At 62.8% G+C, this 19,252-nt stretch carries 22 protein-coding genes and 2 pseudogenes; 8 read left to right on the top strand and 16 right to left on the bottom strand.

The genetic code is table 11. The features are described 5' to 3' along the window. Positions 1 to 31 precede the first annotated feature (31 nt). Positions 32 to 1,336, top strand: coding sequence for a diguanylate cyclase (locus tag G7076_RS12680; RefSeq protein WP_166201480.1), 1,305 nt, complete (start codon positions 32 to 34; stop codon positions 1,334 to 1,336). Continuing rightward, positions 1,336 to 1,725: an EAL domain-containing protein gene (locus G7076_RS12675; protein WP_166201479.1), complete on the top strand. Its 390-nt coding sequence runs from the start codon at positions 1,336 to 1,338 to the stop codon at positions 1,723 to 1,725. Before G7076_RS12680 ends, G7076_RS12675 begins: the two co-directional genes overlap by 1 nt. Here the strand turns inward: G7076_RS12675 and dapE are convergent. Then, positions 1,722 to 2,850: pseudogene (gene dapE, locus G7076_RS06765) on the bottom strand (succinyl-diaminopimelate desuccinylase). The gene G7076_RS12675 and the pseudogene dapE overlap by 4 nt on opposite strands. A 26-nt stretch (positions 2,851 to 2,876) precedes the next feature. On the opposite strand from dapE, the gene G7076_RS06760 reads away from it, so the two are divergent. Further along, a complete protein-coding gene (locus tag G7076_RS06760) occupies positions 2,877 to 3,335 on the top strand; it encodes a cupin domain-containing protein (RefSeq protein WP_166201477.1) in 459 nt (152 codons plus the stop codon). Here G7076_RS06760 and G7076_RS06755 read toward each other — a convergent pair. The 8 genes and pseudogenes from G7076_RS06755 to G7076_RS06720 form a co-directional block, all read right to left on the bottom strand. Beyond that, entirely contained in the window at positions 3,332 to 4,000 is a 669-nt protein-coding gene (locus G7076_RS06755) for a glutathione S-transferase family protein (RefSeq protein ID WP_166201475.1), read from the bottom strand. The two genes, G7076_RS06760 and G7076_RS06755, sit on opposite strands and share 4 nt — an antisense overlap. Continuing rightward, positions 3,997 to 4,635, bottom strand: coding sequence for a ribosome biogenesis GTP-binding protein YihA/YsxC (gene yihA / locus G7076_RS06750; RefSeq protein WP_166201473.1), 639 nt, complete (start codon positions 4,633 to 4,635; stop codon positions 3,997 to 3,999). Before yihA ends, G7076_RS06755 begins: the two co-directional genes overlap by 4 nt. Next, positions 4,632 to 6,340: pseudogene (gene yidC / locus G7076_RS06745) on the bottom strand (membrane protein insertase YidC). The gene yihA and the pseudogene yidC overlap by 4 nt, the downstream one beginning before the upstream one ends. A gap of 24 nt (positions 6,341 to 6,364) precedes the next feature. Then, positions 6,365 to 6,577 (bottom strand): membrane protein insertion efficiency factor YidD, encoded by a 213-nt coding sequence (gene yidD, locus G7076_RS06740; protein WP_166201471.1) that lies wholly within the window; start codon positions 6,575 to 6,577, stop codon positions 6,365 to 6,367. Continuing rightward, complete coding sequence (gene rnpA / locus G7076_RS06735; RefSeq protein WP_240913910.1) at positions 6,578 to 6,847, bottom strand: ribonuclease P protein component; 270 nt, start codon at positions 6,845 to 6,847, stop codon at positions 6,578 to 6,580. A gap of 50 nt (positions 6,848 to 6,897) precedes the next feature. Then, positions 6,898 to 7,032, bottom strand: coding sequence for a 50S ribosomal protein L34 (gene rpmH / locus G7076_RS06730; protein ID WP_037504084.1), 135 nt, complete (start codon positions 7,030 to 7,032; stop codon positions 6,898 to 6,900). 84 nt (positions 7,033 to 7,116) lie between these two features. After that, on the bottom strand, positions 7,117 to 7,512 hold the full coding sequence (locus G7076_RS06725; protein ID WP_240913733.1) for a hypothetical protein: 396 nt from the start codon (positions 7,510 to 7,512) through the stop codon (positions 7,117 to 7,119). Between the two features lie 49 nt (positions 7,513 to 7,561). Then, positions 7,562 to 7,852, bottom strand: coding sequence for an acyl carrier protein (locus G7076_RS06720; RefSeq protein WP_166201469.1), 291 nt, complete (start codon positions 7,850 to 7,852; stop codon positions 7,562 to 7,564). A 59-nt stretch (positions 7,853 to 7,911) separates the two neighbouring features. Here G7076_RS06720 and G7076_RS06715 point away from each other — a divergent pair, with 59 nt between their 5' ends. Together G7076_RS06715 and G7076_RS06710 are read left to right on the top strand one after the other, a co-directional pair. Next, the gene (locus G7076_RS06715) at positions 7,912 to 9,384 is read left to right on the top strand and encodes an AMP-binding protein (protein ID WP_166201467.1); all 1,473 of its coding nucleotides are present in this window, start codon (positions 7,912 to 7,914) and stop codon (positions 9,382 to 9,384) included. Continuing rightward, positions 9,381 to 10,610 carry a pyridoxal-dependent decarboxylase, exosortase A system-associated gene (locus tag G7076_RS06710; RefSeq protein ID WP_166201465.1) on the top strand — a complete coding sequence of 410 codons (1,230 nt, stop codon included), beginning with the start codon at positions 9,381 to 9,383 and terminating at the stop codon, positions 10,608 to 10,610. Before G7076_RS06715 ends, G7076_RS06710 begins: the two co-directional genes overlap by 4 nt. Here G7076_RS06710 and truA read toward each other — a convergent pair. Both truA and fmt read right to left on the bottom strand, forming a co-directional pair. Continuing rightward, positions 10,607 to 11,347 (bottom strand): tRNA pseudouridine(38-40) synthase TruA, encoded by a 741-nt coding sequence (truA, locus tag G7076_RS06705; protein WP_166201463.1) that lies wholly within the window; start codon positions 11,345 to 11,347, stop codon positions 10,607 to 10,609. The genes G7076_RS06710 and truA overlap by 4 nt on opposite strands. Next, entirely contained in the window at positions 11,344 to 12,249 is a 906-nt protein-coding gene (gene fmt, locus G7076_RS06700; RefSeq protein WP_166201461.1) for a methionyl-tRNA formyltransferase, read from the bottom strand. The genes truA and fmt overlap by 4 nt, the downstream gene beginning before the upstream one ends. A gap of 57 nt (positions 12,250 to 12,306) precedes the next feature. Between fmt and recR the strand changes: the two genes are divergently transcribed. Both recR and def read left to right on the top strand, forming a co-directional pair. Beyond that, a complete protein-coding gene (gene recR / locus G7076_RS06695) occupies positions 12,307 to 12,903 on the top strand; it encodes a recombination mediator RecR (RefSeq protein WP_166201459.1) in 597 nt (198 codons plus the stop codon). A gap of 31 nt (positions 12,904 to 12,934) precedes the next feature. Next, positions 12,935 to 13,483 carry a peptide deformylase gene (gene def / locus G7076_RS06690; protein ID WP_166201457.1) on the top strand — a complete coding sequence of 183 codons (549 nt, stop codon included), beginning with the start codon at positions 12,935 to 12,937 and terminating at the stop codon, positions 13,481 to 13,483. Here def and G7076_RS06685 read toward each other — a convergent pair. After that, positions 13,480 to 13,884 (bottom strand): four-helix bundle copper-binding protein, encoded by a 405-nt coding sequence (locus G7076_RS06685; RefSeq protein WP_166201455.1) that lies wholly within the window; start codon positions 13,882 to 13,884, stop codon positions 13,480 to 13,482. The two genes, def and G7076_RS06685, sit on opposite strands and share 4 nt — an antisense overlap. A gap of 106 nt (positions 13,885 to 13,990) precedes the next feature. On the opposite strand from G7076_RS06685, the gene rmuC reads away from it, so the two are divergent. Further along, positions 13,991 to 15,355: a DNA recombination protein RmuC gene (gene rmuC / locus G7076_RS06680; protein WP_240913732.1), complete on the top strand. Its 1,365-nt coding sequence runs from the start codon at positions 13,991 to 13,993 to the stop codon at positions 15,353 to 15,355. Here rmuC and G7076_RS06675 read toward each other — a convergent pair. The 4 genes from G7076_RS06675 to G7076_RS06660 are packed head-to-tail and all read right to left on the bottom strand — an operon-like array spanning position 15,352 to position 19,209. Beyond that, the gene (locus G7076_RS06675; RefSeq protein ID WP_166201453.1) at positions 15,352 to 16,197 is read right to left on the bottom strand and encodes an META domain-containing protein; all 846 of its coding nucleotides are present in this window, start codon (positions 16,195 to 16,197) and stop codon (positions 15,352 to 15,354) included. The genes rmuC and G7076_RS06675 overlap by 4 nt on opposite strands. A 20-nt stretch (positions 16,198 to 16,217) precedes the next feature. Continuing rightward, positions 16,218 to 17,024, bottom strand: coding sequence for an RNA methyltransferase (locus G7076_RS06670; protein ID WP_166201451.1), 807 nt, complete (start codon positions 17,022 to 17,024; stop codon positions 16,218 to 16,220). A gap of 44 nt (positions 17,025 to 17,068) precedes the next feature. Then, positions 17,069 to 17,527 (bottom strand): hypothetical protein, encoded by a 459-nt coding sequence (locus G7076_RS06665; RefSeq protein ID WP_166201449.1) that lies wholly within the window; start codon positions 17,525 to 17,527, stop codon positions 17,069 to 17,071. A 50-nt stretch (positions 17,528 to 17,577) separates the two neighbouring features. Continuing rightward, entirely contained in the window at positions 17,578 to 19,209 is a 1,632-nt protein-coding gene (locus G7076_RS06660) for a phosphoenolpyruvate carboxykinase (protein ID WP_206367509.1), read from the bottom strand. Between the last annotated feature and the right edge of the window lie 43 nt (positions 19,210 to 19,252).

The raw sequence follows: 19,252 nt of genomic DNA, 5'->3' as shown, positions 1-19,252 counted from the left end.
TGGCGGCGGTCCCATTGGGCCGCCCGAGGGAATGCTACTTGCTGCGATGAAGGACGGCCGGACCCAGCAGTTGAGCAACGTCATCCTGTCGGGGATGGCGGGCTTTGCCTCGTTCGTTTTCTCGCTTGCGGCTTTCCTATACATCAAGGAACTCGACGAGCAGATCGTCGCGTCTCTCGTCGCGGGCCTGTTCTGCCTCCTCATCAGCTATATAGCGACGGAGCGGCCGAATACGTCCACCCTGAAGGCCATGACGTGCCTCGCCGAGCGGCTGCTTGCCGTCGAAGACGGCGATCTTACTTCGCCGGCGCCCGAGCAGCTTCGCGCTGCGCATCCGAAGCTGGCCAACGCAGTCGACAGTCTGTTCGAGGAAGTGCGGGCATCGATCGAAAATGCCCACGCGCTGGGCATGTACGATCCGGTCACGTCCTTGCCGAACCGCCTGCATTTCCGATCGGAGGCGGACAAACTGCTAGGAACAGCCGGCTCGTCGCAATCTGCAATGATGTTTATCGACCTCGACCGTTTCAAGGCAGTCAACGACAGCCTTGGCCATGCGCGCGGCGACCAGCTGCTGGTCATGGTTGCGAATCGGCTTCGCGTCGTCGTTACGGCCGAACTTTGCGACCGCAATGCGCCGAGGCCCCTGCTGGCACGACTGGCCGGCGATGAATTCACCTTGTTCTTTCCGGAGGTCCGGAGCGTCTCCGAGGTCGAGATGATCGCCAGGAGAATCGCCCTCGCGATCGCCGAGCCGTTCGAGCTCAACGGCCATCACATCGACATTGGCGCGTCGGTCGGTGTCGCGCTTTCGCCCGATCATGGCGAATCGATCGAGCAGCTCATGCGCGCTGCCGATCTTGCGATGTACCAGGCGAAATCGCGCGGCGGCGGCCAGTATTGCCTCTTCACAAGCGAACTGGCCGAAGAACACCAGCGCCGCCGTGAGGTCGAGCAATCGCTCAGCGATATTGTCGAGCGCGGCCAGCTTCGGCTGGCCTTGCAGCCGCAGATGAGCCTCGTCACCGGCGAATTCGACGGAGTCGAAGCCTTGCTTCGGTGGCACCATCCGCTGGACGGTGTCCGGTTGCCAGGCACTTTCATTCCGATTGCCGAGCAGAATGGCGCAATCGCAGAGATCGGCGATTGGGTCGTCGGCCAGTGCGCGCACATCCTGTCGGGGTGGATGCGCCAAGGGATCGACCGCCGCCTGTCCATCAACGTCAGCCCAAGGCAGCTCGACCGGATCGATTTCTTTACCCGGCTACGCCACATTTTCGCTGAGAATGACGTTCCCTTGTCCATGATCGAGCTGGAATTCAGCGAGGGGCGGTGATGGAATGCTCGGAAGCCGAACTTGCCGAGATCGCGGCGATCCGGGCCGAAGGAGCCTCGATCGCGCTGGACGATTTCGGGACCGGGTTCTCCAACATCGCGCGCTTGAGGGCCATGCCGGTTGACCGCGTAAAGCTGGATCAGACGCTTATCGCCGACATCGAGACCAGTGAGGAAGCGCGAGTGGTCGTCCAAGCGCTGGTCCACCTCATTAAGGGTGTCGGTTGTTCTATTGTCGCGGAATCAGTGGAGAACGCAGCTCAGGCAGACCTGCTTAGGGCGATGGGTTGCGACAGTGTCCAAGGCTATGTCTACGCCGGACCGATGAGTGAGAATGAATTCCTGAGCTGGTCCGCGCACCATGTTCCGGCTTCGCGGAGCGCCGCCTAGGCGAAGACGCGATCGAGGACGCGGCGATAGATCCGGGTGAGAGCACGGATATCCTCTACTCGCGCATGCTCCCCGACTTTGTGCATGCTTGCGTTGGGAAGTCCGAAATCGACAACCGGGCAGAGGGCGATGAGAAAGCGGCCGTCCGACGTTCCGCCACTTGTCGAGAGTTCCGGCTCGATCCCCATTTCATCGCGAATCGCGCCCACGACGATGTCGTAAAGTTTCCCGCGGGGGTCAGGAATGCCTCGCCGGAAATGCGCGCGCGGACGGTGGCATTCGGGTCCTCGGCCTTTGCAACCTGCTCGACAAGCCGAACGAGATCTTCGCCGCGATGGAGGTTGTTGAAACGGATGTTGAGTTGCGCGGTCGCGCTCCCCGGAATGACATTGCTGGCATGTGTCGGCGTCGAAATCGCCGTGAATTCCAGGTTTGAGGGCGGAAATGCGTCGGTGCCGTCGTCCAGATGTTGGGAATCCAGCGCGGCCACGATCCGGGCGAGCTTGGCGATGGGATTGTCGGCAAGGTGCGGGTAGGCGACGTGACCTTGATGGCCGAGCACGTCGATCCACATGTTGACGGAGCCGCGGCGCCCGACCTTGACTGTGTCGCCAAGCCGATCGACCGACGTAGGTTCGCCGATCAGGATCATGTCCGGCTTGATGCTGCGCTCGTTCAGCCAGTCGATGATCCGCGGCATACCGTAAGTTGCGTAACCCTCCTCGTCGCCCGTGATCAGCAGCGAGACGGTCCCGGTTTCGGGCAAATTTTCGGCCAAGGCTGCGACGAATGCGGCGATCGCGCTTTTCATGTCCGCGGCGCCGCGACCCTGAAGGACGCCATCGGTGATAGCCGGTTCGAAAGGATCGATTTCCCAACCGTCGCCGGGCGGTACGACATCGAGATGGCCGGCGAAACCGAAATGCGGTCCTCCTTCCCGCGGATTGCCACCATGTTTTCTGTCGGGCCGTCGGGCGCCTCGCCCAGAATGAACCGATGCGCGGTGAAACCCAGCGGCTCCAGTTCGCGCTCTAGGACGTCAAATACCGCGCCCGAGGCCGGCGTGACGCTGGGGCAGGCGATGAGCGCCTGGGCAAGCGCAACAGGATCGATGGACGCGGTCATGCGACGGGGGTAGCAATCCCTTCGCTATGCCGAAAGTCGAACTTGAGTCGGTCGAACCGTCCAACGCGACGGGCTATCCCGATCCCTTTCACAAACCCGTCGCAGGCCGATGGTGGAAGCGTATCGCTCCGCTCGCCGGGCTGACCGAGTTGGGAGCGAGCCATGTCACGCTTGAGCCTGGCGCATGGTCGAGCCAGCGCCATTGGCACGACGGAGAAGACGAGATGATCATCATGCTGTCGGGGACGGCGGTGCTTGTCGAGGATGACGGCGAGACGGAGCTCAAACCTGGCGATATTGCAGCCTGGCCGATGGGGAGCACCAATGGTCATCACATGATCAATCGGTCGGGCGAGCCCTGCACTTTCGTCGCAATCAGTGCGGGGTCGCGAACAGGCGGCGGATATAGCGACATCGACATGGTGTTCACGGACGACAACCGCTTTTGCCGCCGCGATGGCAGCGAATACCCGAAGCGCGGCTAAGCTTTCTTTTTCTTCGGCTCATATTGATCGATCACCCAGGGCTCGTCCTGGGCGAGCTCTATCCATTCGACGACGTGCGGATGGTGTAGCACAGCATCCGCGTAAGCGATTGCAAACGGCGGCAAAGGAACGCGGTATGTGACGAAGCGGGTGACGACCGGCGCGAACATCATGTCGGCGGCGTTCCACTTTCCGAAAAGAAATTCGCCTCCGCCCCCAAAGCGGGCACGAGCTTGAGCCCAGAGCTGTAAAATCCGGTCGATCTCGGCGGCGACCTCGGCGCTTACAGCGTGTCCGTCGACCCGGCGGCGGACGTTCATCGGCAGTTCGCGGCGCAAATTGGTGAAGCTGGAGTGCATTTCCGCCGCCATCGAGCGCGCCATCGCGCGCGCGGCTTCATCTTCAGGCCAATAGAGATCGCGTCCGGCGCGGTCTGCGCAGAAATCAATAATCGCGAGGCTGTCCCAGACGACGACATCACCGTCCCAGAGAATCGGGACCTTGCCGCCGCCGGGTGCGAATTCGTTGCCGTTTCGCGCTTCGTCCCACTGCTCGCCGAACATCGGTACGACCAGCTCCTCGAAGTCCACGTTCATCGCCTTGACGGCAAGCCAACCACGGAATGACCAGGACGAATAAGCGCGATTGCCGATGATCAGCTTCATGAGATCGCAGCCTCCAGGATCGCTGTTCTGAGCTCGGCGATGCCATCGCCCTTCTCGCTCGACGTTGAGATGATCAGCGGGTGAGCGGCGGGATGCTTTGCTGCCTCGGTGCGGATCGCGTCGATCCTTGAGGCCAGTTCCGTCGGCTTGATCTTGTCGGCCTTCGTCAGGACGAGGTGATAGCTCACCGCCGCATCGTCGAGCATTTTCATAATGTCGCGGTCGACGTCCTTGAGGCCGTGCCGGCTGTCGACCAGAACCAGAGCGCGCTTGAGCACCGCGCGGCCCCGGAGGAAATCGTTGATCAGGAAGCGCCAGCGCTTGACCATGTCCTTGGGCGCTTCGGCAAAACCGTACCCAGGCATATCGACCAGCCGCAGAACGGGCGGACGGCCGACGTCAAAATAATTGAGCTCTTGCGTACGCCCCGGCGTATTTGACGCCCGGGCCAGCTTGCTGCGGTGGGTGACCGCGTTGATAAGCGACGATTTCCCGACATTGGAGCGGCCGGCAAACGCAATTTCCGGAACATTTGCATCCGGCAAATGCTGGAGCTGTGGCGCCGACTTCAGAAAGTCGATCGGCCCGGAAAATAGTTTCCGGGCTTGCTCGGCAAGATCCTCTTCGTCTGTCACTTCGCCTTGACCGTGATCGTCTGCGGCTGGCCTGTCTCCGTGTCGTGACGATGGTAAAGGTACTTCTGCTGCGCGATCGAAAGGATGTTGTTGACCACCCAGTAGAGCTGAAGCCCCGCGGCGAACGGCGCCATCACGAACATCAGGATCCACGGCATGATCGAGAAAACCTTCTGCTGGACCGGGTCCATCTGCGCCGGGTTCAGCTTGAACTGCAGCCACATGGTGATTCCAAGAAGGATCGGAAGGACACCAATGGCAATCATTGCCGGCGGCGTGAAATCAAGCAAGCCGAACAGGTTGACCGGGGTCATTGGGTCCGGTGCGGAAAGATCCTTGATCCACAAGGCGAACGGCTGGTGGCGCATTTCGACGCTGACCATCAGGGTCTTGTAGAGAGCGTAGAAGATCGGGATCTGTATCAGAATCGGCAGGCAGCCGGCCATCGGATTGACCTTCTCCTGCTGGTAAAGCTTGAGAATCTCCTGCTGCTGACGCGCCTTGTCGTCCTTGTGACGCTCCTGGATCTCCTTCATCTTCGGCTGGATCTTGCGCATGCCGGCGAACGAGCGGAACTGCTTGTCGGCGATGGGATACATGATCAGGCGAACGATGAGCGTAAGGCCGATGATCGCTACCCCGAAGTTGCCGGTAAGCTCGAACAGCTTCATCAGCAGGCTAAAAATCGGCCGCATGAACCATTCGAACCAGCCCCAGTCGATCGCCTTGGAGAAGTAGGGGATGCCGGCCGCTTCGTAGCGATCCAGCAAAGCTTTTTCCTTGGCCCGGCGAAGAGGCGGGTCTCGGTTGAGACGGCTTGTCCCGGAGCGGCTACGAACTCGCGACCCGCATAATCTGCCTGGTAAGCACCGGTCTGGCTCTTGCGCAGGCTCGCTTCGATGGGAGCACCGGAGGCCGGAGCGAGAGCAGTCAGCCAGTATTTGTCGGTGAAGCCGAGCCAGCCGCCCCGGCTATCGCGCGTGACCCCGCTCTTGTCTTCGTCCAGCGTCTTCCAGTCGACATCGTAATCGGCCTCGCCGCCAAGGAAGGAAATCGGTCCGACATGGTTCGTCCACGTCGAAGGGTCAGCACTCTTCTCGGCGCGGCTGATCAGCCCGTAGGTACGGAGGCCGACTGCTCCAGACCCGCCATTCACGACCCTTTGGCGCACCGTGAAAAGGTAGTTCTCGTCGACCGAGACGATCTGCTCGAAACGTTGCCCGGTACCGTTGTCCCACCACAAGGTGACCGGCTTGCCCGGAGTTAGCACCGGCGCGCTGGCGTTCCAGACCGAATCGGGACCGGGAACTGCGACACCACGCCCGGTCCAGCCGTATTGCGCGAAATAGCTGCCCTTTGCGCCGGCCGGAGAGAGCAGTCGCACGGGCGGCGCATTGCGGGCGATCGTCGTGCGTTGTTCCTTTAGAAGCAGATCATCGAATCGGGCGGCCCTGAGGTTGATGGAGCCCGACAGGGTTGGCGTGTCGATCCGGACCCGCGGAGCCTCGGCGAGAACCTGGGCGCGATCGCGAAGTACGGCGGGCGCGGGCGCGTCCGCGCGAGGCGCCGCCTTGACCTTGCCATCCTCAACACGCTGGGTTTGTGGAGCCGCCGTCGGGAAATAGCGGTCGGACAGGAAGCTCCAGCCCATCAGGATCAGTATGCTCAGCGCGATCGCGAGCACCATGTTGCGATTGTCGGTCAAGGCTTGTGTCAGTCCTTCGTCGAATCAGGGGACGGGGTCGAAGCCCTGTCCACCCCAAGGGTGGCAGCGGGAGATCCGCTTGATGGCAAGCCAGCTGCCTTTGAAAGAGCCATAGCGCGACCATGCGGTGATGGCATAGGCCGAACAACTTGGCTGGTAACGGCATGAAGGCGGCAAGATCCGGCTCGGGCCAAGTTGCCATCCGCGGGCAATCAGGATCAATCCGCGGGACAGCATTCAATTGGCCTTCCTGAGCGCCTTGGCCAGTTCCTGGCCGAGGACGGAAAAATCGCGCTCAATGCCGCCTGAGCGGCCTATCAGGACATGGTCGGCGCCGGGGACCCCGAGCGTCGGCAAGTGCTCGCGGGCAAGAGCCCGCAAGCGGCGCTTCATGCGGTTGCGAATGACGGCGCCGCCGATCTTTCGGGTGACGGTGAAACCGACGCGCATGGTCGTGTCGCCGTCATCGCGGCGGCGAAGCTGCAAAACGAAGCCGGGCGTGGCTATCCGCTGGCCGCGGTTCGCGGCAACGAAATCGGCCCGTTTGCGTAAGGTGATTAGGCGCTGAGCTTCTTGCGGCCGCGTGCGCGGCGAGCATTCAGCACCTTGCGGCCGCCGACCGTCGCCATGCGCGACCGGAAGCCGTGACGCCGCTTGCGGACCAGGTTGCTGGGCTGAAAAGTGCGCTTCATCGCTCATGCCTTGAACTAAAGAAAAAAGAGCCGCCAAGGGGCGGCTGCGGTTGACGGGGCCGATAGTCGGTAGGACTGGCAAAGTCAATCGCTGGCCTTGGCAGGCGGAGAGGGAATTAGCGAAGGCTCGGTCGATACGTCGTCGCCAGCGGCTTCGACGCCCGGCGGGTTTTCGCACCCCATTTCCTCGCGCTGCTTGCGCAAGGCCTCCCGGCGAGCCGCGCTTTTGCGCCTGAGGCCCCAATCGGTCCAGCGCCCGGCCTTGGGCTGCCAGCGCTTGAACTTAACGTAATGGCGACGGGCCCAGCGGCTGGTCTTCAGGACCATCGCCAGGCCGAGGGCGAACACAAAAATCCCGCCGGGGCCGGGAAGTGCGCCGAGTACGGGCGAGACGGCGATCAGGATCACACCAATGGCGAAAATCGTCCACTCGACGAAAGCATGGTCGATAAAACGCCGCCACTGTTCGCGAGTGATCATTATTGAGCCATTTGGGCAGTCCCCGCAAGGACGGCAAGTGGATTGATGGTCAGTTTCCCAACCGCTCGACGAAAGCGAGGAGACGGCCGTAGGTCTCGAAATCCTCGGCCTCGACATCGTCGTCTTCGATCAGGAGGTCGAAGCGTTCCTCGATGCCGGTAAGCAGATTGGCAACGGCCATGCTGTCAAGTTCCGGCAGTGCGCCGAAAAGCGCTGTCTCCGGTCCGAAAGCTGCCACACGAACGATGGAAAGGCCAAGAGTCTCGGCGAGCAAGGCACGAAGCCTGGCGTCGATCTCGTCATCGGCATCGCGCGGCATGGCTTTCAGTCCCGTGCTCATGGCGCGTGCGCCGTAGTGGAGGCTTGCCCATGTGGCAAGCGCGCGCCTAGTCGGTGCGGGTGAGCCAGCCCGACCCGACGCCATATCCGCTCGACCATATCGCATCGCGCGGAGCGGGTGACGACGTGGCCCTCGCCATACGCGAGGAGCGCCTTACGTATCGAGGCCTGGAACGACTGACCGGGGAGACGGCAGCAGCGTTGCTCGCGAGAGGGCTCAAGCCCGGCGACCGAGTCGCGACGTGGATGGGCAAGACGATCACGGCTTGCGTCATGCCGCTCGCCGCGGCGCGGGCGGGGCTGGTCCACGTGCCGGTCAATCCCGTGCTGAAACGAGCGCAGGCGGCGCATATCCTTGCCGACAGCGGAGCGAAGCTGCTGATCGCCAATGCGGCGCGGCTAGAATCGCTAGACGCTGGCGATGGCGCCGATGCAGAACTTTTGGCGCTCGAGGAATGGTCGCCGCACAGCGAAGCGCTTCCGCCCTCGGGCCATGACCCGAATTTGCTCGCCGCTTTGCTCTACACATCCGGGTCGACCGGCAGGCCCAAGGGCGTGATGCTGAGCCATGCGAACTTGTGGCTGGGGGCGATCAGCGTCGCGCATTACCTCAGACTGGCTCCGGACGATCGCACGTTGTGCCTGCTGCCGCTGGCCTTCGATTATGGGCAAAGCCAGCTGCTTTCGACCTGGGCTGCTGGGGGGCAAGCGATTGGGTTCGACTATCTGCTGCCCGGCGACGTGCGGAAAGCAGTGCGGCGTCATGACGTCACCGTACTGGCCGGGGTGCCGCCGCTGTGGAGCCAATTGGCCGCGCTCGACTGGCTCGACGGTTCAGGCGAGAGCTTGCGGACGCTCACCAATAGCGGCGGGCATTTGCCCGAGACTGTTGTGCGGCAGCTGCGGCGGCTTTTTCCTGAGGCGCGCCTGCACTTGATGTATGGGCTCACGGAGGCCTTCCGCTCCTCGAGCCTCGAGCCGGCGCTGGCCGACACGCATCCTGACAGCGTCGGCAAGGCAATCCCTTTCGCGGAGCTCCGGATCGTTCGCGGCGATGGAACCGAAGCCGACGCTGGCGAAGAGGGCGAGCTTGTCCATTCCGGTCCGCTGGTGGCCAAGGGCTATTGGAACGATCCCGAGCGAACGACTGCCCGGTTCCGCGACGGTGAAGTATGGTCCGGCGATCGGTTTGTTCGGGGTGAAGACGGATTGTTGCGATTCCGTGGCCGGGACGATGCGATGATCAAGGTCAGCGGAAACCGGCTGTCGCCGAACGAGGTTGAGGAATTGGCTTTGGCCAGCGGCGCGGTTCGGGACGCCGCGGCCTTCGGGATAAATGATGAAGTACTGGGCCAGGTGGTCGCACTGGCCGCGGTTGCGCTCGGCGAGGATGCGGAAGAGCGCCTTCGCCGCCGGTTCGCCGCCGAGGCGCCGGCCTACATGATGCCCAAGAAGATCATCTGGCTCGACGCTTTGCCGACCGGCGCGACCGGCAAGGTGGATCGCTCGGCACTGAAAGCGATGTTTCAATGAAGGCGATGGGACCAATACCCGGCGGGTTCGAGGCAGGTGCCGACGGGAGCCTGGCAATTGCCGGTACGGCTGCCGAAGCGCTGGTGGAACTGGCTGGCGGTACGCCCTTGTTCGTTTACGACCGGCAGCGGATCGGCGAAAAGGTCGCGCGCTTCAGGGCCGCCATGCCCGACAATGTCGCGCTTCATTATGCTGTGAAAGCAAATCCTTACCCTTCACTGTTGACCTGGCTTGCGAGCCACGTCGACGGCTTCGACCTTGCCAGCGGCGGTGAGCTCTTGACGCTTGAGGAGGCCGGCGGGCTCGCCTGTCCGGTCAGCTTTGCAGGGCCGGGCAAGGGCGATTGGGAGCTGGAACTCGCCATCGAGCGCGGCGTGACGATCAACCTCGAAAGCGAGGCGGAAGCGGCGCGCGCGATCGCGATCGCGGACCGCCTGGGCGTTCAGCCGAAGCTTGCGATCCGTGTAAACCCGCCCTTTGCCCTCAAGGGCGCGGGGATGAAGATGGGCGGGCTCGCTAGCCCCTTCGGGGTCGATTCCGAGCGAGTCCCGACGCTCGCGCGGCGAATCGCCGATGCCGGCGCGGAATGGCGGGGGCTTCACGTCTATGCCGGAAGCCAAGTCCTTCGTGCCGACGCGATTATCGAGATGCAGAGAGCCACCGTCGCGCTCGCGGCCGAGATCGCCGGAAGCAGCGGCCTCCCGATCCCGCACCTGAACCTCGGGGGCGGGTTCGGCATCCCTTACGCTTCAGGGGACGAGCCGCTGGACCTGGACAGGGTAGGTTCGGCACTTCGCGACACACTGCTCGACGCTCCCGATGTGCTTAATGAAACGCGATATGCCATCGAGCTCGGCCGATGGCTGGTCGGAGAGGCGGGGGTCTATCTGGCCCGAGTCGTCGACGTGAAGCAAAGCGGCGGCCGGACCTTCGCGATCACCGATGGCGGTCTGCATCACGTGCTCGCCGCAAGCGGGAATTTCGGCCAGACGCTGCGGCGAAATTACCCCATTGCCAACGCCTCCCGGTTTGCCCTTCGATCATCACAAGTAGTGACCGTAACCGGCTGTCTTTGTACGCCTTTGGACTTGCTTGGCGACGAAGTGATGATGCCCGGAACGCGCGTTGGCGATCTTATCGCGATCTTTTGTGCCGGTGCCTATGGCAAGTCCGCGAGCCCGGCTGGATTCCTCAGCCAGCCTGACGCGCGGGAACTGCTCGTCTAGGGGTAAACGGCTTCGACGAAATAGAGGCCTTCCGGAGGCGCGTTGAGGCCGAGGGCGGCCCGATCCTTTGCTTCCCGGGCGTACTTAACGTCATCCGGCGACCAGCGACCGAGCCCAACCAATGCAAGGCAGCCGGTCATCGATCGGACCTGATGATGGAGGAAGCTTCGCGCGGCGGCCCGAATGTGAATTTCCTCGCCAACGCGCTCTACGGCGAGCGAATCGAGCGTCTTAACTGGACTGTCGGACTGGCAGTGGACAGAGCGAAAGGTGGTGAAATCGTGATGCCCGACGAGGTGCGCGGCGCCTTCGACCATCTTATCCAGGTCGAGCGGCTTGCCGATGTGCCAAACCTTGCCTTTGTCCAGTGCCGGTGGCGCACGGCGGTTAAGGATCCGGTAGAGATAGCGACGGCCAACGCAGGAGAATCGAGCGTGGAAGCCGGTATCGGCTTCGACTGTTTCTAAAACGCTGACCGGGTAAGGGCGAACGAGTGCATTGATCCCTTCGCGCAAGCGATACGCCGTAACGTGCCGATCAAGGTCGACATGGGCTGTCATCGCCAGCGCATGAACCCCCGCATCGGTGCGGCCAGCGCAATGCAGCCGGACCTCTTCGCCGGTCATCTTCGCAATGGATTCCTCGAGGGCCTGCTGGACGCTTGGGCCGTGGTCCTGGCGCTGCCAGCCCATGAATGGTCCGCCGTCATATTCGATGGTGAGCCGCCAGCGCGTCACTTTAGAATCGCGCCCTGGGGGATAGGGAAGCCACGAAGGAAATCGTCGACGGGCATGGCGCCTTTGCCTGCGCGCTGGAGCGTGCGGCAGTGAAGCGCGTCCTCGCCGCAAGCGACCACCAATGGTTCGCCGACCACTTCCCCAGGCTTGCCCGCGCCATCGACGCTTTCGGCGTCGAGCAGCTTGATGCGTTCGCCGCTTGCCTCGAACCAGGCGCCGGGGAAGGGCGCCAAACCCTGGACGTGACGCTGGAGTTTTGTCGCCGTACGCGACCAATCAAGCCGTGCCTCGTCCTTCGTGATTTTCGCGGCGTAGGTCACGCCCTCTTCGGGTTGCGAAACAGGGGGATAGCTGTCCAGGTCGGCGAGCACGTCAACCATCATCTTCGCACCCAAAAGCGACAATCTTTCCGTGAGTTCCGCTGCATTGCTCTCGCCGATTTCGAGCTTCTCGACGTGGCGCATCGGACCGGTATCCAACCCCGCTTCCATCTGCATGATGGTGACTCCTGTCTCCTCGTCGCCGGCCATGATTGCGCGCTGCACCGGGGCTGCCCCGCGCCAGCGCGGAAGGAGCGAAGCATGGACGTTGAGGCAGCCGAGCCGTGGCGCATCGAGGATCGCCTGCGGCAGGATCAGGCCATAGGCCGCGACAACCCCGACGTCGGCCTTCAAGGCGGCGAAGGCGGCCTGCTCCTCGTCGCTCCTGAGCGAGCGCGGTGAGCGGACGTCCAATCCAACTTCTCTTGCGCGCTTCTCCACCGCCGTTGGCTGGAGGGCCTTGCCGCGTCCGGCCGGGCGAGGCGGCTGGGTGTAAACCGCAGCGATCTCGTGACCGGCCATGACCAGGGCGTCGAGCGAAGGCACGGCGAATTCGGGCGATCCCATGAAGATGATGCGCATCGCCTGGCGTCTAGCCCAAGCTTGCGCGCCCCGCATATCCCCCTATCAGTCGCTTGCATGGCGTCCCACCAGATCGAAGTGCTGACCCAGGCGCTGGCCCGGCTTCCCGGCCTCGGCCCTCGATCGGCGCGCCGGGCGGTTCTCCACTTGATGAAGAAGCGCGAGGCGGCGCTTGAACCGCTGCTGGCTGCGCTTCAGGCGGTGTCGGAGACGCTTTCAACCTGCACGACCTGCGGCAACGTCGACACGTCCGATCCGTGCACGATCTGCCGCGACCCGCGCCGCGAGGACAAGATGCTGTGCGTGGTCGAAGAGGTGGCCGACCTGTGGGCGCTCGACCGCTCGCGCCTATTTCCCGGCCGCTATCATGTGCTCGGCGGGCGGCTGAGCGCGCTCGAGGGCGTTCGACCCGAGGATTTGACCATCGATAGGCTGATTCGGAGGCTTTCGGCTGGCGGCATCGATGAGGTCGTCCTGGCGATGAATGCCACGCTGGAGGGTCAGACGACGGCCCATTACCTGGCGGAGCGTCTAGAGAACTTCCCTATCCGAATCACGCAGTTGGCCCACGGTCTTCCGGTTGGCGGAGAACTCGACTACCTCGACGAGGGAACGCTTGCCCAAGCCCTTCGTGCCCGCCGCCCAGTCGCTTGAACCCATTGCTTCGAAAGACTAAATCGCCCGCATGGCAATCCTGAAGATTTACGAAACGCCCGATCCGATGCTCCGCCAGATCTCGAAACCGGTCGAGGCGGTGACCGACGAAACTCGGGCGCTGATCGCCGACATGTTCGAAACGATGTACGACGCGCCGGGCATCGGTCTCGCCGCAGTCCAGGTCGGCGTTCCCATACGCCTGCTGGTGATGGATCTCCAGGAGCCTGAAAATCCCGACGATCCCAAGAGCCCGGTGATCAAGGAGCCGCGAGTCTTCATCAATCCGGAGATTTTTGAGACATCGGATCATGAGGTGCCATATCTGGAGGGCTGCCTTTCGGTGCCCGACCAATACGCCGACGTCATGCGTCCCGATCGCGTCAAGGCCCGCTGGCTCGACGAGAATGGCGAGCGCCACGAGGAAGAACTCGATGGTCTACTCGCCGTATGCCTTCAGCACGAAATGGATCACCTGGAAGGTGTGCTGTTCATCGACCATTTGTCGAAGCTTAAGCGCGATATGGTGCTGAAGAAGCTCGCGAAGACCCGGAAAGAGCGCGCGCTCCACGCAGCCTAGCTTGCGGGCGTGATCGACTCCGCCGCGCGGCGGCAGTCGGCGGCGCATTCCCGGCACATAGTCGCGCAGAGCCGGCAATGCTCATGGTCGTGCGTTTCGCACTCGGCCGCGCATTCCTCGCAAGCACGCGCGCAAAGTTCGAGCATCTCGACGAGCAAATGGTCGTTCGAACCGGTCCTGCGAAGACCGAGCCGGGTCGTCGTTTCGCAAATGTCCGCGCAGTCCGAGCACACGCGAATGCACTGGCTCATGTCCATGCCCTCCGCTGCGCAGGCGTCAGCGCAGGACAGGCACATTTTCGCGCAATACATGGCGTGGTGAACGGCATCGCCCAGAGCCTGATTGACGTGGCCGGACTTCACCACGTCAGGGTGAAGCGAAATCATCTTGCGTATGGACATGACGCTCTCCTTTTCTGGCCAACCCGGGGAAGGCGGCGATGTTCCGCTTGAGCCGGGGCGGCAGCGCGCGTAGGTTCGCATTTCGTTCCGCTTTGGGGAGGCTCGCTTGGACGAGTTGACGATCGGCTTTGTAATTCTCGCGCTCCTCGCAGGCGGAGTCATCGGCTGGCTGCTTGGAAGCCGTGGCGGCGAGCAGGGCAAGGCGACCGCTGAGGCCCTTCGTCTGCAGCTCGACGGCATTCGCGAGGAGCGCGATGCCGCGCGCGAGGAGGTTGAGCGGATCCGGTCCGCGAACGAGCTCACTGCGCGTGAATTGGCGGCGCTTCAGGCTGACGCCCGGAACTTCGACGCGCGGATGAAGGACCTGCAGGAATCCAAGGACGCCCTGATCCGCCAGATGCGCGAGGTTGGCGATCAGCTGCTCCAGAAGGCACAAAAGGATTTCCTGGAAAAGGCCGGCGAGCGATTCACCAAGGCTGACGAGCAGAGCGAGGCCAAGTTGAAGGCATTGCTTCAGCCGGTCGAGACGACTCTCAAGCGCTACGAAGAGGGCCTTCAGCGAGTCGAGAAAGAGCGGGTCGACCATTATGCGGGCCTGAAGGCGGTGGTGGAGCAGGTCCGCGAAGGGCAGGGACGGGTGCGCGATGAGACCCGCAATCTCGTCAACGCGCTGCGCTCATCCCCCAAGGCGCGCGGCCGCTGGGGCGAGCAGAGCCTTCGCAATGTGCTGGAGCAGGCCGGGCTCGTCGAGCATGCCGATTTCCAGACGGAAGTCAGCGTGGACACCAATGATGGACGGCTTCGCCCGGACGTGATCGTCAACCTGCCGGGCGGCCGCAAGCTTGTAATCGACGCCAAATGCTCCCTGAACGCTTTCCTCGACGCGTCGGAAGAAGCGGACGATGAGCGCCGTGCCGGCCACTTGCGCGCGCACGTCGCATCGATGCGCAATCATGCTCAGCAGCTTGGGTCGAAGTCCTACTGGGCGCAGTTCGAAGATTCGGCCGACTATGTCGTGATGTTCATCCCCGGTGAGCATTTCCTCACTGCCGCGCTGGAGCAGGATCATGGACTTTGGGAATGGGCCTTCGAGAAAAAGGTGCTTCTCGCGACCCCGACCAACCTCGTCGCCATCGCGCGGACGGTGGCCAGCGTGTGGCGGCAGGAAACGCTGGCCAAGGAAGCCGGCAAGATCGCTGCGTTGGGACGCGAGCTTCACAGCCGGCTGGCGACGATGGCTGATCATGTCGCGTCTGTCGGGCTCAACCTCGAACGCGCGAACAATGCGTACAACAAGATGGTCGGTAGCCTTGAGAGCCAGGTGCTGACGCAGGCCAAGAGGTTCGAGGAATATGGCGCCGGAAGCGCCAAGGAACTGCCCGACCTTTCTCCAGTGCAGGCGGTGCCCCGTACGATGACCAAGCTCGCCGGGCCGAAGCCAAGTGCGAATGAGGACGACGCGGCGGCCTAGCTGCGCACCAGTTCGATCGTTCCCGCGCTGCTGTCCAGCGTGACTCGATTGCGGTCAATCATCCGCACGGTCATCACTTGGCCGAGGATTGCTCCGCCTTGAGTCTCCCAGCTCATGTCGGGACAGGCCATCTTCGTGCCCATCACCGGACCGGCATCCAGCGTTGCGCCGGACTGCGTGTAGCTAGCACCCATCCCGTTGCAGCCGAACTTCGCGCTCAGCCGACCATCTTCGAACTGCATCGAAAAATCGTCTGTGCGCGGAGTCGGGCGCCCATTGACGGAAACCACTCGCCAGCGCGTCCGGTCGAGTGGAACGGCATCGCCGGGATCGGTCATCGGCGGCACGGGCTCGCCACGCTCGTCGAACGACGAGAAGAATGAAGACGCCGCTCCGCAGCCGCGATAGTCGCGGCCGTCGACCCGGACGCGGACGGTGTCGGGATAGGTTCGGTCGCTCATTCCGTCGGAGCAATTGGTGTGGGTGATGTTCACCTCGATCCGCGGTGTCCGGTAGATTTCACCGGCGAAACCGATGATCGGTTGCGGCGCGGGCTGTGTAACCGTGAAATTTGTGCCGCGGTCGGTGAACACGAGCTCGCGGCCGATGCGGAGATCCCAGAAGGGCTCGGTCCCGATGGCCCGATAGCGCTCCGCCGTCGGATAGGACGGGGGCGGCGGCGTCGGATAGCCCGGCTGCGGATAGGGCGGGTAAGGTTCCGGCGGGTAGGGCGACGAAGGCGGATAAGGCTCAGGCGGATAGCCGCCTCCGTAATAAGGATCGTCAATCGGGGCGCAGGCGGCGGCGAGCGCCAGCGGCAAAAGCAACGAGATCCGTTTCATTCCCGACTTCCCTTTCCTTTTCATGGGGCGTTCCGCCATGCGCTGCGGATGTGAAAAGACATAACGGCCGCCGCGATCGCCGCGTTGAGGCTGTCGGCCTTGCCAAGCATTGGCATCTTCACAAGCAGGTCGCATTCATCCTCGTATGCGGGCGGCAGGCCCTGACTTTCGTTGCCAATCAGCAGGAAGCAGGGTTGTTCGTACTCCGCATCCAGATAATCGGTATCGGTCTTCAGACTGGTCCCGACGAGCTGGCCCTTTCCTGAACGGAGCCAGGCGATGAATTCCTCCCACCGCGTAGTGGCGACTGCTTGGGTGAAGATAGCACCCATCGAGGCCCGCACCGCCTCGACCGAATAAGGGTCGGCGTGATCGTCGATGAGGATCAGACCTCCGGCCGCCACCGCATCGCTAGTGCGAAGGATGGTGCCGATATTGCCCGGGTCGCGAAGTGATTGCGCCACGATCCACAGCGGCGACGCGTCACGGTTGATAGAGGCCAATGAAGTGTCGGGTTGCCGAAAGGCCCCCAGGATCGCTTGCGGATTGTCCTTGCCGCTCATTTTTGAAAGGATCGCGGGTGTCGTTTCGATGACGTCAGCGCCCTTCGCTTCAGCATCCGCGACGATCGAGGCTGCGAGCGGGTGAAGCGGTTGGCCCCTGGCGAAGACCACGATCTCGGGCAGGAAGCCGCAGTCTCGGGCTTCGGCAATGATCCGCAAGCCCTCGGCTAGGAACAGTCCCTGGGACTTGCGCGCCTTCTTGTCCCGAAGCGCGCGTATCCGTTTGACGGTTTCGTTCGAAAAACTGGTGACCTCGCGTGGCATCGCTGATCCTTGCGTCGTGAGGGCCGCGCAGGGCAAGCCTTTGCTTAGGGAAGTGCCGCCAGATCCGGGTGGACGAAACTGCGCCTCGCGTCGACGCTGAACAGGCGCTCGCGCGACCAGAACCGCAGGGGCCAGTCGCGCTTTCCCATCGGAGAGTGAAGCAGTTCGTTGACCAGTTCGTGAATCGGCGCGCTTGGGTCGGCTTCATTGAGAAAAAGGCGAATTCCGTAGAGGTAAGCACGCGTGATTGTGTCGTGATAGCCCTCGGTGTCGCTATTCACGCCGCCGACGCTTTCATTGTAGCGGCGGATCAGCCCAGGGAGTTCGGTATCGAGGTCGATCTCCGGGCGCTTCAAGAGCAGATAGGTGGTTGCCGCGAGGTGAGCCTCGTGAGTCCATTCGGAGCGGGGCAGGGTGCGCGACAACAGGCCTTCGCCCACGCGGGCGACGGCTTCCTCACTGTCGAAATGGCGTACTGGCCAGGATTTAACGGCATCGGTCATTGGATCGGACCTTCTTGTCGAAGAGCCCGATCCAGAGATGACCGGGCGAGTCAGGCGGCGGCGCTGGCGGTTTGTTGCGGCCCCGCTTGCCTGACGCCTTCTTCCACGTGCGGAGCGAACTCGGCGAAATTCTCGACGAACAGGTCGACGAGCTTGGCCGCTGTGCGGTCATACTCGTCCTTGTCCGCCCAAGTGCTGCGCGGGTCGAGGATCGCGGTGTCGACACCCGGTACTTCTACCGGAACCTCGAACCCGAAGTTCGCGTCCTTGCGGAACTCGACTTGGTTGAGGCTTCCGTCGAGTGCGGCGTTCAAGAGCGCGCGGGTCGCCTTGATCGGCATGCGCTTGCCGACGCCATACTTGCCGCCGGTCCAGCCGGTGTTGACCAGCCAGCATTGCGCCCCTCCGTCGGCGATGCGCTTCTTGAGCAGATTGCCGTAAACGCTCGGCGGGCGCGGCATGAAGGCGGCGCCGAAGCAGGTCGAGAAGGTCGCCTGCGGCTCGGTCACGCCGATCTCTGTTCCGGCGACCTTGGCGGTGTAGCCTGACAGGAAGTGATACATCGCCTGGTCCGGAGTCAGACGCGAGATCGGCGGGAGGACCCCGAACGCATCAGCCGTCAGGAAGATGATCGTCGACGGCGGCGGCCCGAGATTCTCCCTGCTCGTGTTCGGGATGAACTCGATCGGATAGGCGCCGCGCGTATTCTCGGTCTTGCTGGCGTCGGTGAAGTCGAGCTCGCGAGTGACCGGATCCATCGCCACATTCTCAAGGATCGTGCCGAACATCTTGGTGGTCGCGTAAATTTCCGGCTCGCCCTCGGCCGAGAGGTTGATCATCTTGGCGTAGCAGCCGCCCTCGAAGTTGAAGACAGCCGTGTCGGACCAGCCATGCTCGTCGTCGCCGATCAAAGTGCGGCTGGCATCGGCCGACAGGGTGGTCTTTCCGGTGCCGCTGAGCCCGAAGAAGATCGCGCTCTTGCCGTCAGCGCCGATGTTGGCCGAGCAGTGCATCGGCATCACGCCCTGCGCCGGAAGCAGGAAGTTCAAAAGGCCGAACACGCCCTTCTTCATCTCGCCCGAATATTCGGTGTTGCCGATAAGGATCATCTTCTCCGTGAAGTTGACCGCGATCACCGTGTCGCTGCGGCAGCCGTGCCGCTCCGGGTCGGCCTTGAAGCTCGGCAGGTTGATGATCGTGTATTCGGGCACGAAGCTTGGCAGCTCGCTCGCATCCGGACGAACCAGCAGGGTGCGCACGAACAGGTTGTGCCATGCCATCTGCGTGATGACGCGCACGTTGACGCGATATTCAGGCTGGCTGCCGCCATAGAGGTCGGCGACGTACAACTCGTCCTTCGCCTTGAGCGCGGCGAGGAAGTCGGCCTTGAGCGTCGCCCAATGCTCGGTCGTCATCGGCTGGTTGATTGCGCCCCAGTTGATCGTGTCTTCCGTGGTTGCATCGCGAACGACATATTTGTCCTTGACGCTGCGTCCGGTGAACTTGCCCGTATCGACCAGCAGTGCACCGTCCTTGGTAAGTTGGCCTTCGCCCCGGCGCACCGCGTCCTCGACCAAAGGCGCGGTCGTCAGGTTCCAATGCAGTTCGGCGCGGGTTTCGATGCCCTGTGCATCCAGCTTGTGCGCAGGAATACGCTCGCTCACGTCGTGACTCCCCTTCATTTGGCCATAGGCGTGTAAATAGCATGAGGGCGGCGCCCCAATC

The organism is Sphingomonas sp. HDW15A, from assembly GCF_011301715.1.
Lineage (GTDB): Bacteria > Pseudomonadota > Alphaproteobacteria > Sphingomonadales > Sphingomonadaceae > Sphingomicrobium.
The sequence above is the reverse complement of the archived record's forward strand: the minus strand, read 5'-3'. Positions and strand labels throughout refer to the sequence as shown.

Coding starts and splice junctions, on each gene's coding strand:
- G7076_RS12680 (WP_166201480.1), top strand. CDS start 32: ATGCTACTTGCTGCGATGAAGGACGGCCGGACCCAGCAGTTGAGCAAC.
- G7076_RS12675 (WP_166201479.1), top strand. CDS start 1,336: ATGGAATGCTCGGAAGCCGAACTTGCCGAGATCGCGGCGATCCGGGCC.
- G7076_RS06760 (WP_166201477.1), top strand. CDS start 2,877: ATGCCGAAAGTCGAACTTGAGTCGGTCGAACCGTCCAACGCGACGGGC.
- G7076_RS06755 (WP_166201475.1), bottom strand. CDS start 4,000: ATGAAGCTGATCATCGGCAATCGCGCTTATTCGTCCTGGTCATTCCGT.
- yidD (WP_166201471.1), bottom strand. CDS start 6,577: ATGCTGTCCCGCGGATTGATCCTGATTGCCCGCGGATGGCAACTTGGC.
- rpmH (WP_037504084.1), bottom strand. CDS start 7,032: ATGAAGCGCACTTTTCAGCCCAGCAACCTGGTCCGCAAGCGGCGTCAC.
- G7076_RS06725 (WP_240913733.1), bottom strand. CDS start 7,512: ATGATCACTCGCGAACAGTGGCGGCGTTTTATCGACCATGCTTTCGTC.
- G7076_RS06720 (WP_166201469.1), bottom strand. CDS start 7,852: ATGAGCACGGGACTGAAAGCCATGCCGCGCGATGCCGATGACGAGATC.
- G7076_RS06710 (WP_166201465.1), top strand. CDS start 9,381: ATGAAGGCGATGGGACCAATACCCGGCGGGTTCGAGGCAGGTGCCGAC.
- fmt (WP_166201461.1), bottom strand. CDS start 12,249: ATGCGCATCATCTTCATGGGATCGCCCGAATTCGCCGTGCCTTCGCTC.
- recR (WP_166201459.1), top strand. CDS start 12,307: ATGGCGTCCCACCAGATCGAAGTGCTGACCCAGGCGCTGGCCCGGCTT.
- def (WP_166201457.1), top strand. CDS start 12,935: ATGGCAATCCTGAAGATTTACGAAACGCCCGATCCGATGCTCCGCCAG.
- G7076_RS06685 (WP_166201455.1), bottom strand. CDS start 13,884: ATGTCCATACGCAAGATGATTTCGCTTCACCCTGACGTGGTGAAGTCC.
- G7076_RS06675 (WP_166201453.1), bottom strand. CDS start 16,197: ATGAAACGGATCTCGTTGCTTTTGCCGCTGGCGCTCGCCGCCGCCTGC.
- G7076_RS06670 (WP_166201451.1), bottom strand. CDS start 17,024: ATGCCACGCGAGGTCACCAGTTTTTCGAACGAAACCGTCAAACGGATA.
- G7076_RS06665 (WP_166201449.1), bottom strand. CDS start 17,527: ATGACCGATGCCGTTAAATCCTGGCCAGTACGCCATTTCGACAGTGAG.
- G7076_RS06660 (WP_206367509.1), bottom strand. CDS start 19,209: ATGAAGGGGAGTCACGACGTGAGCGAGCGTATTCCTGCGCACAAGCTG.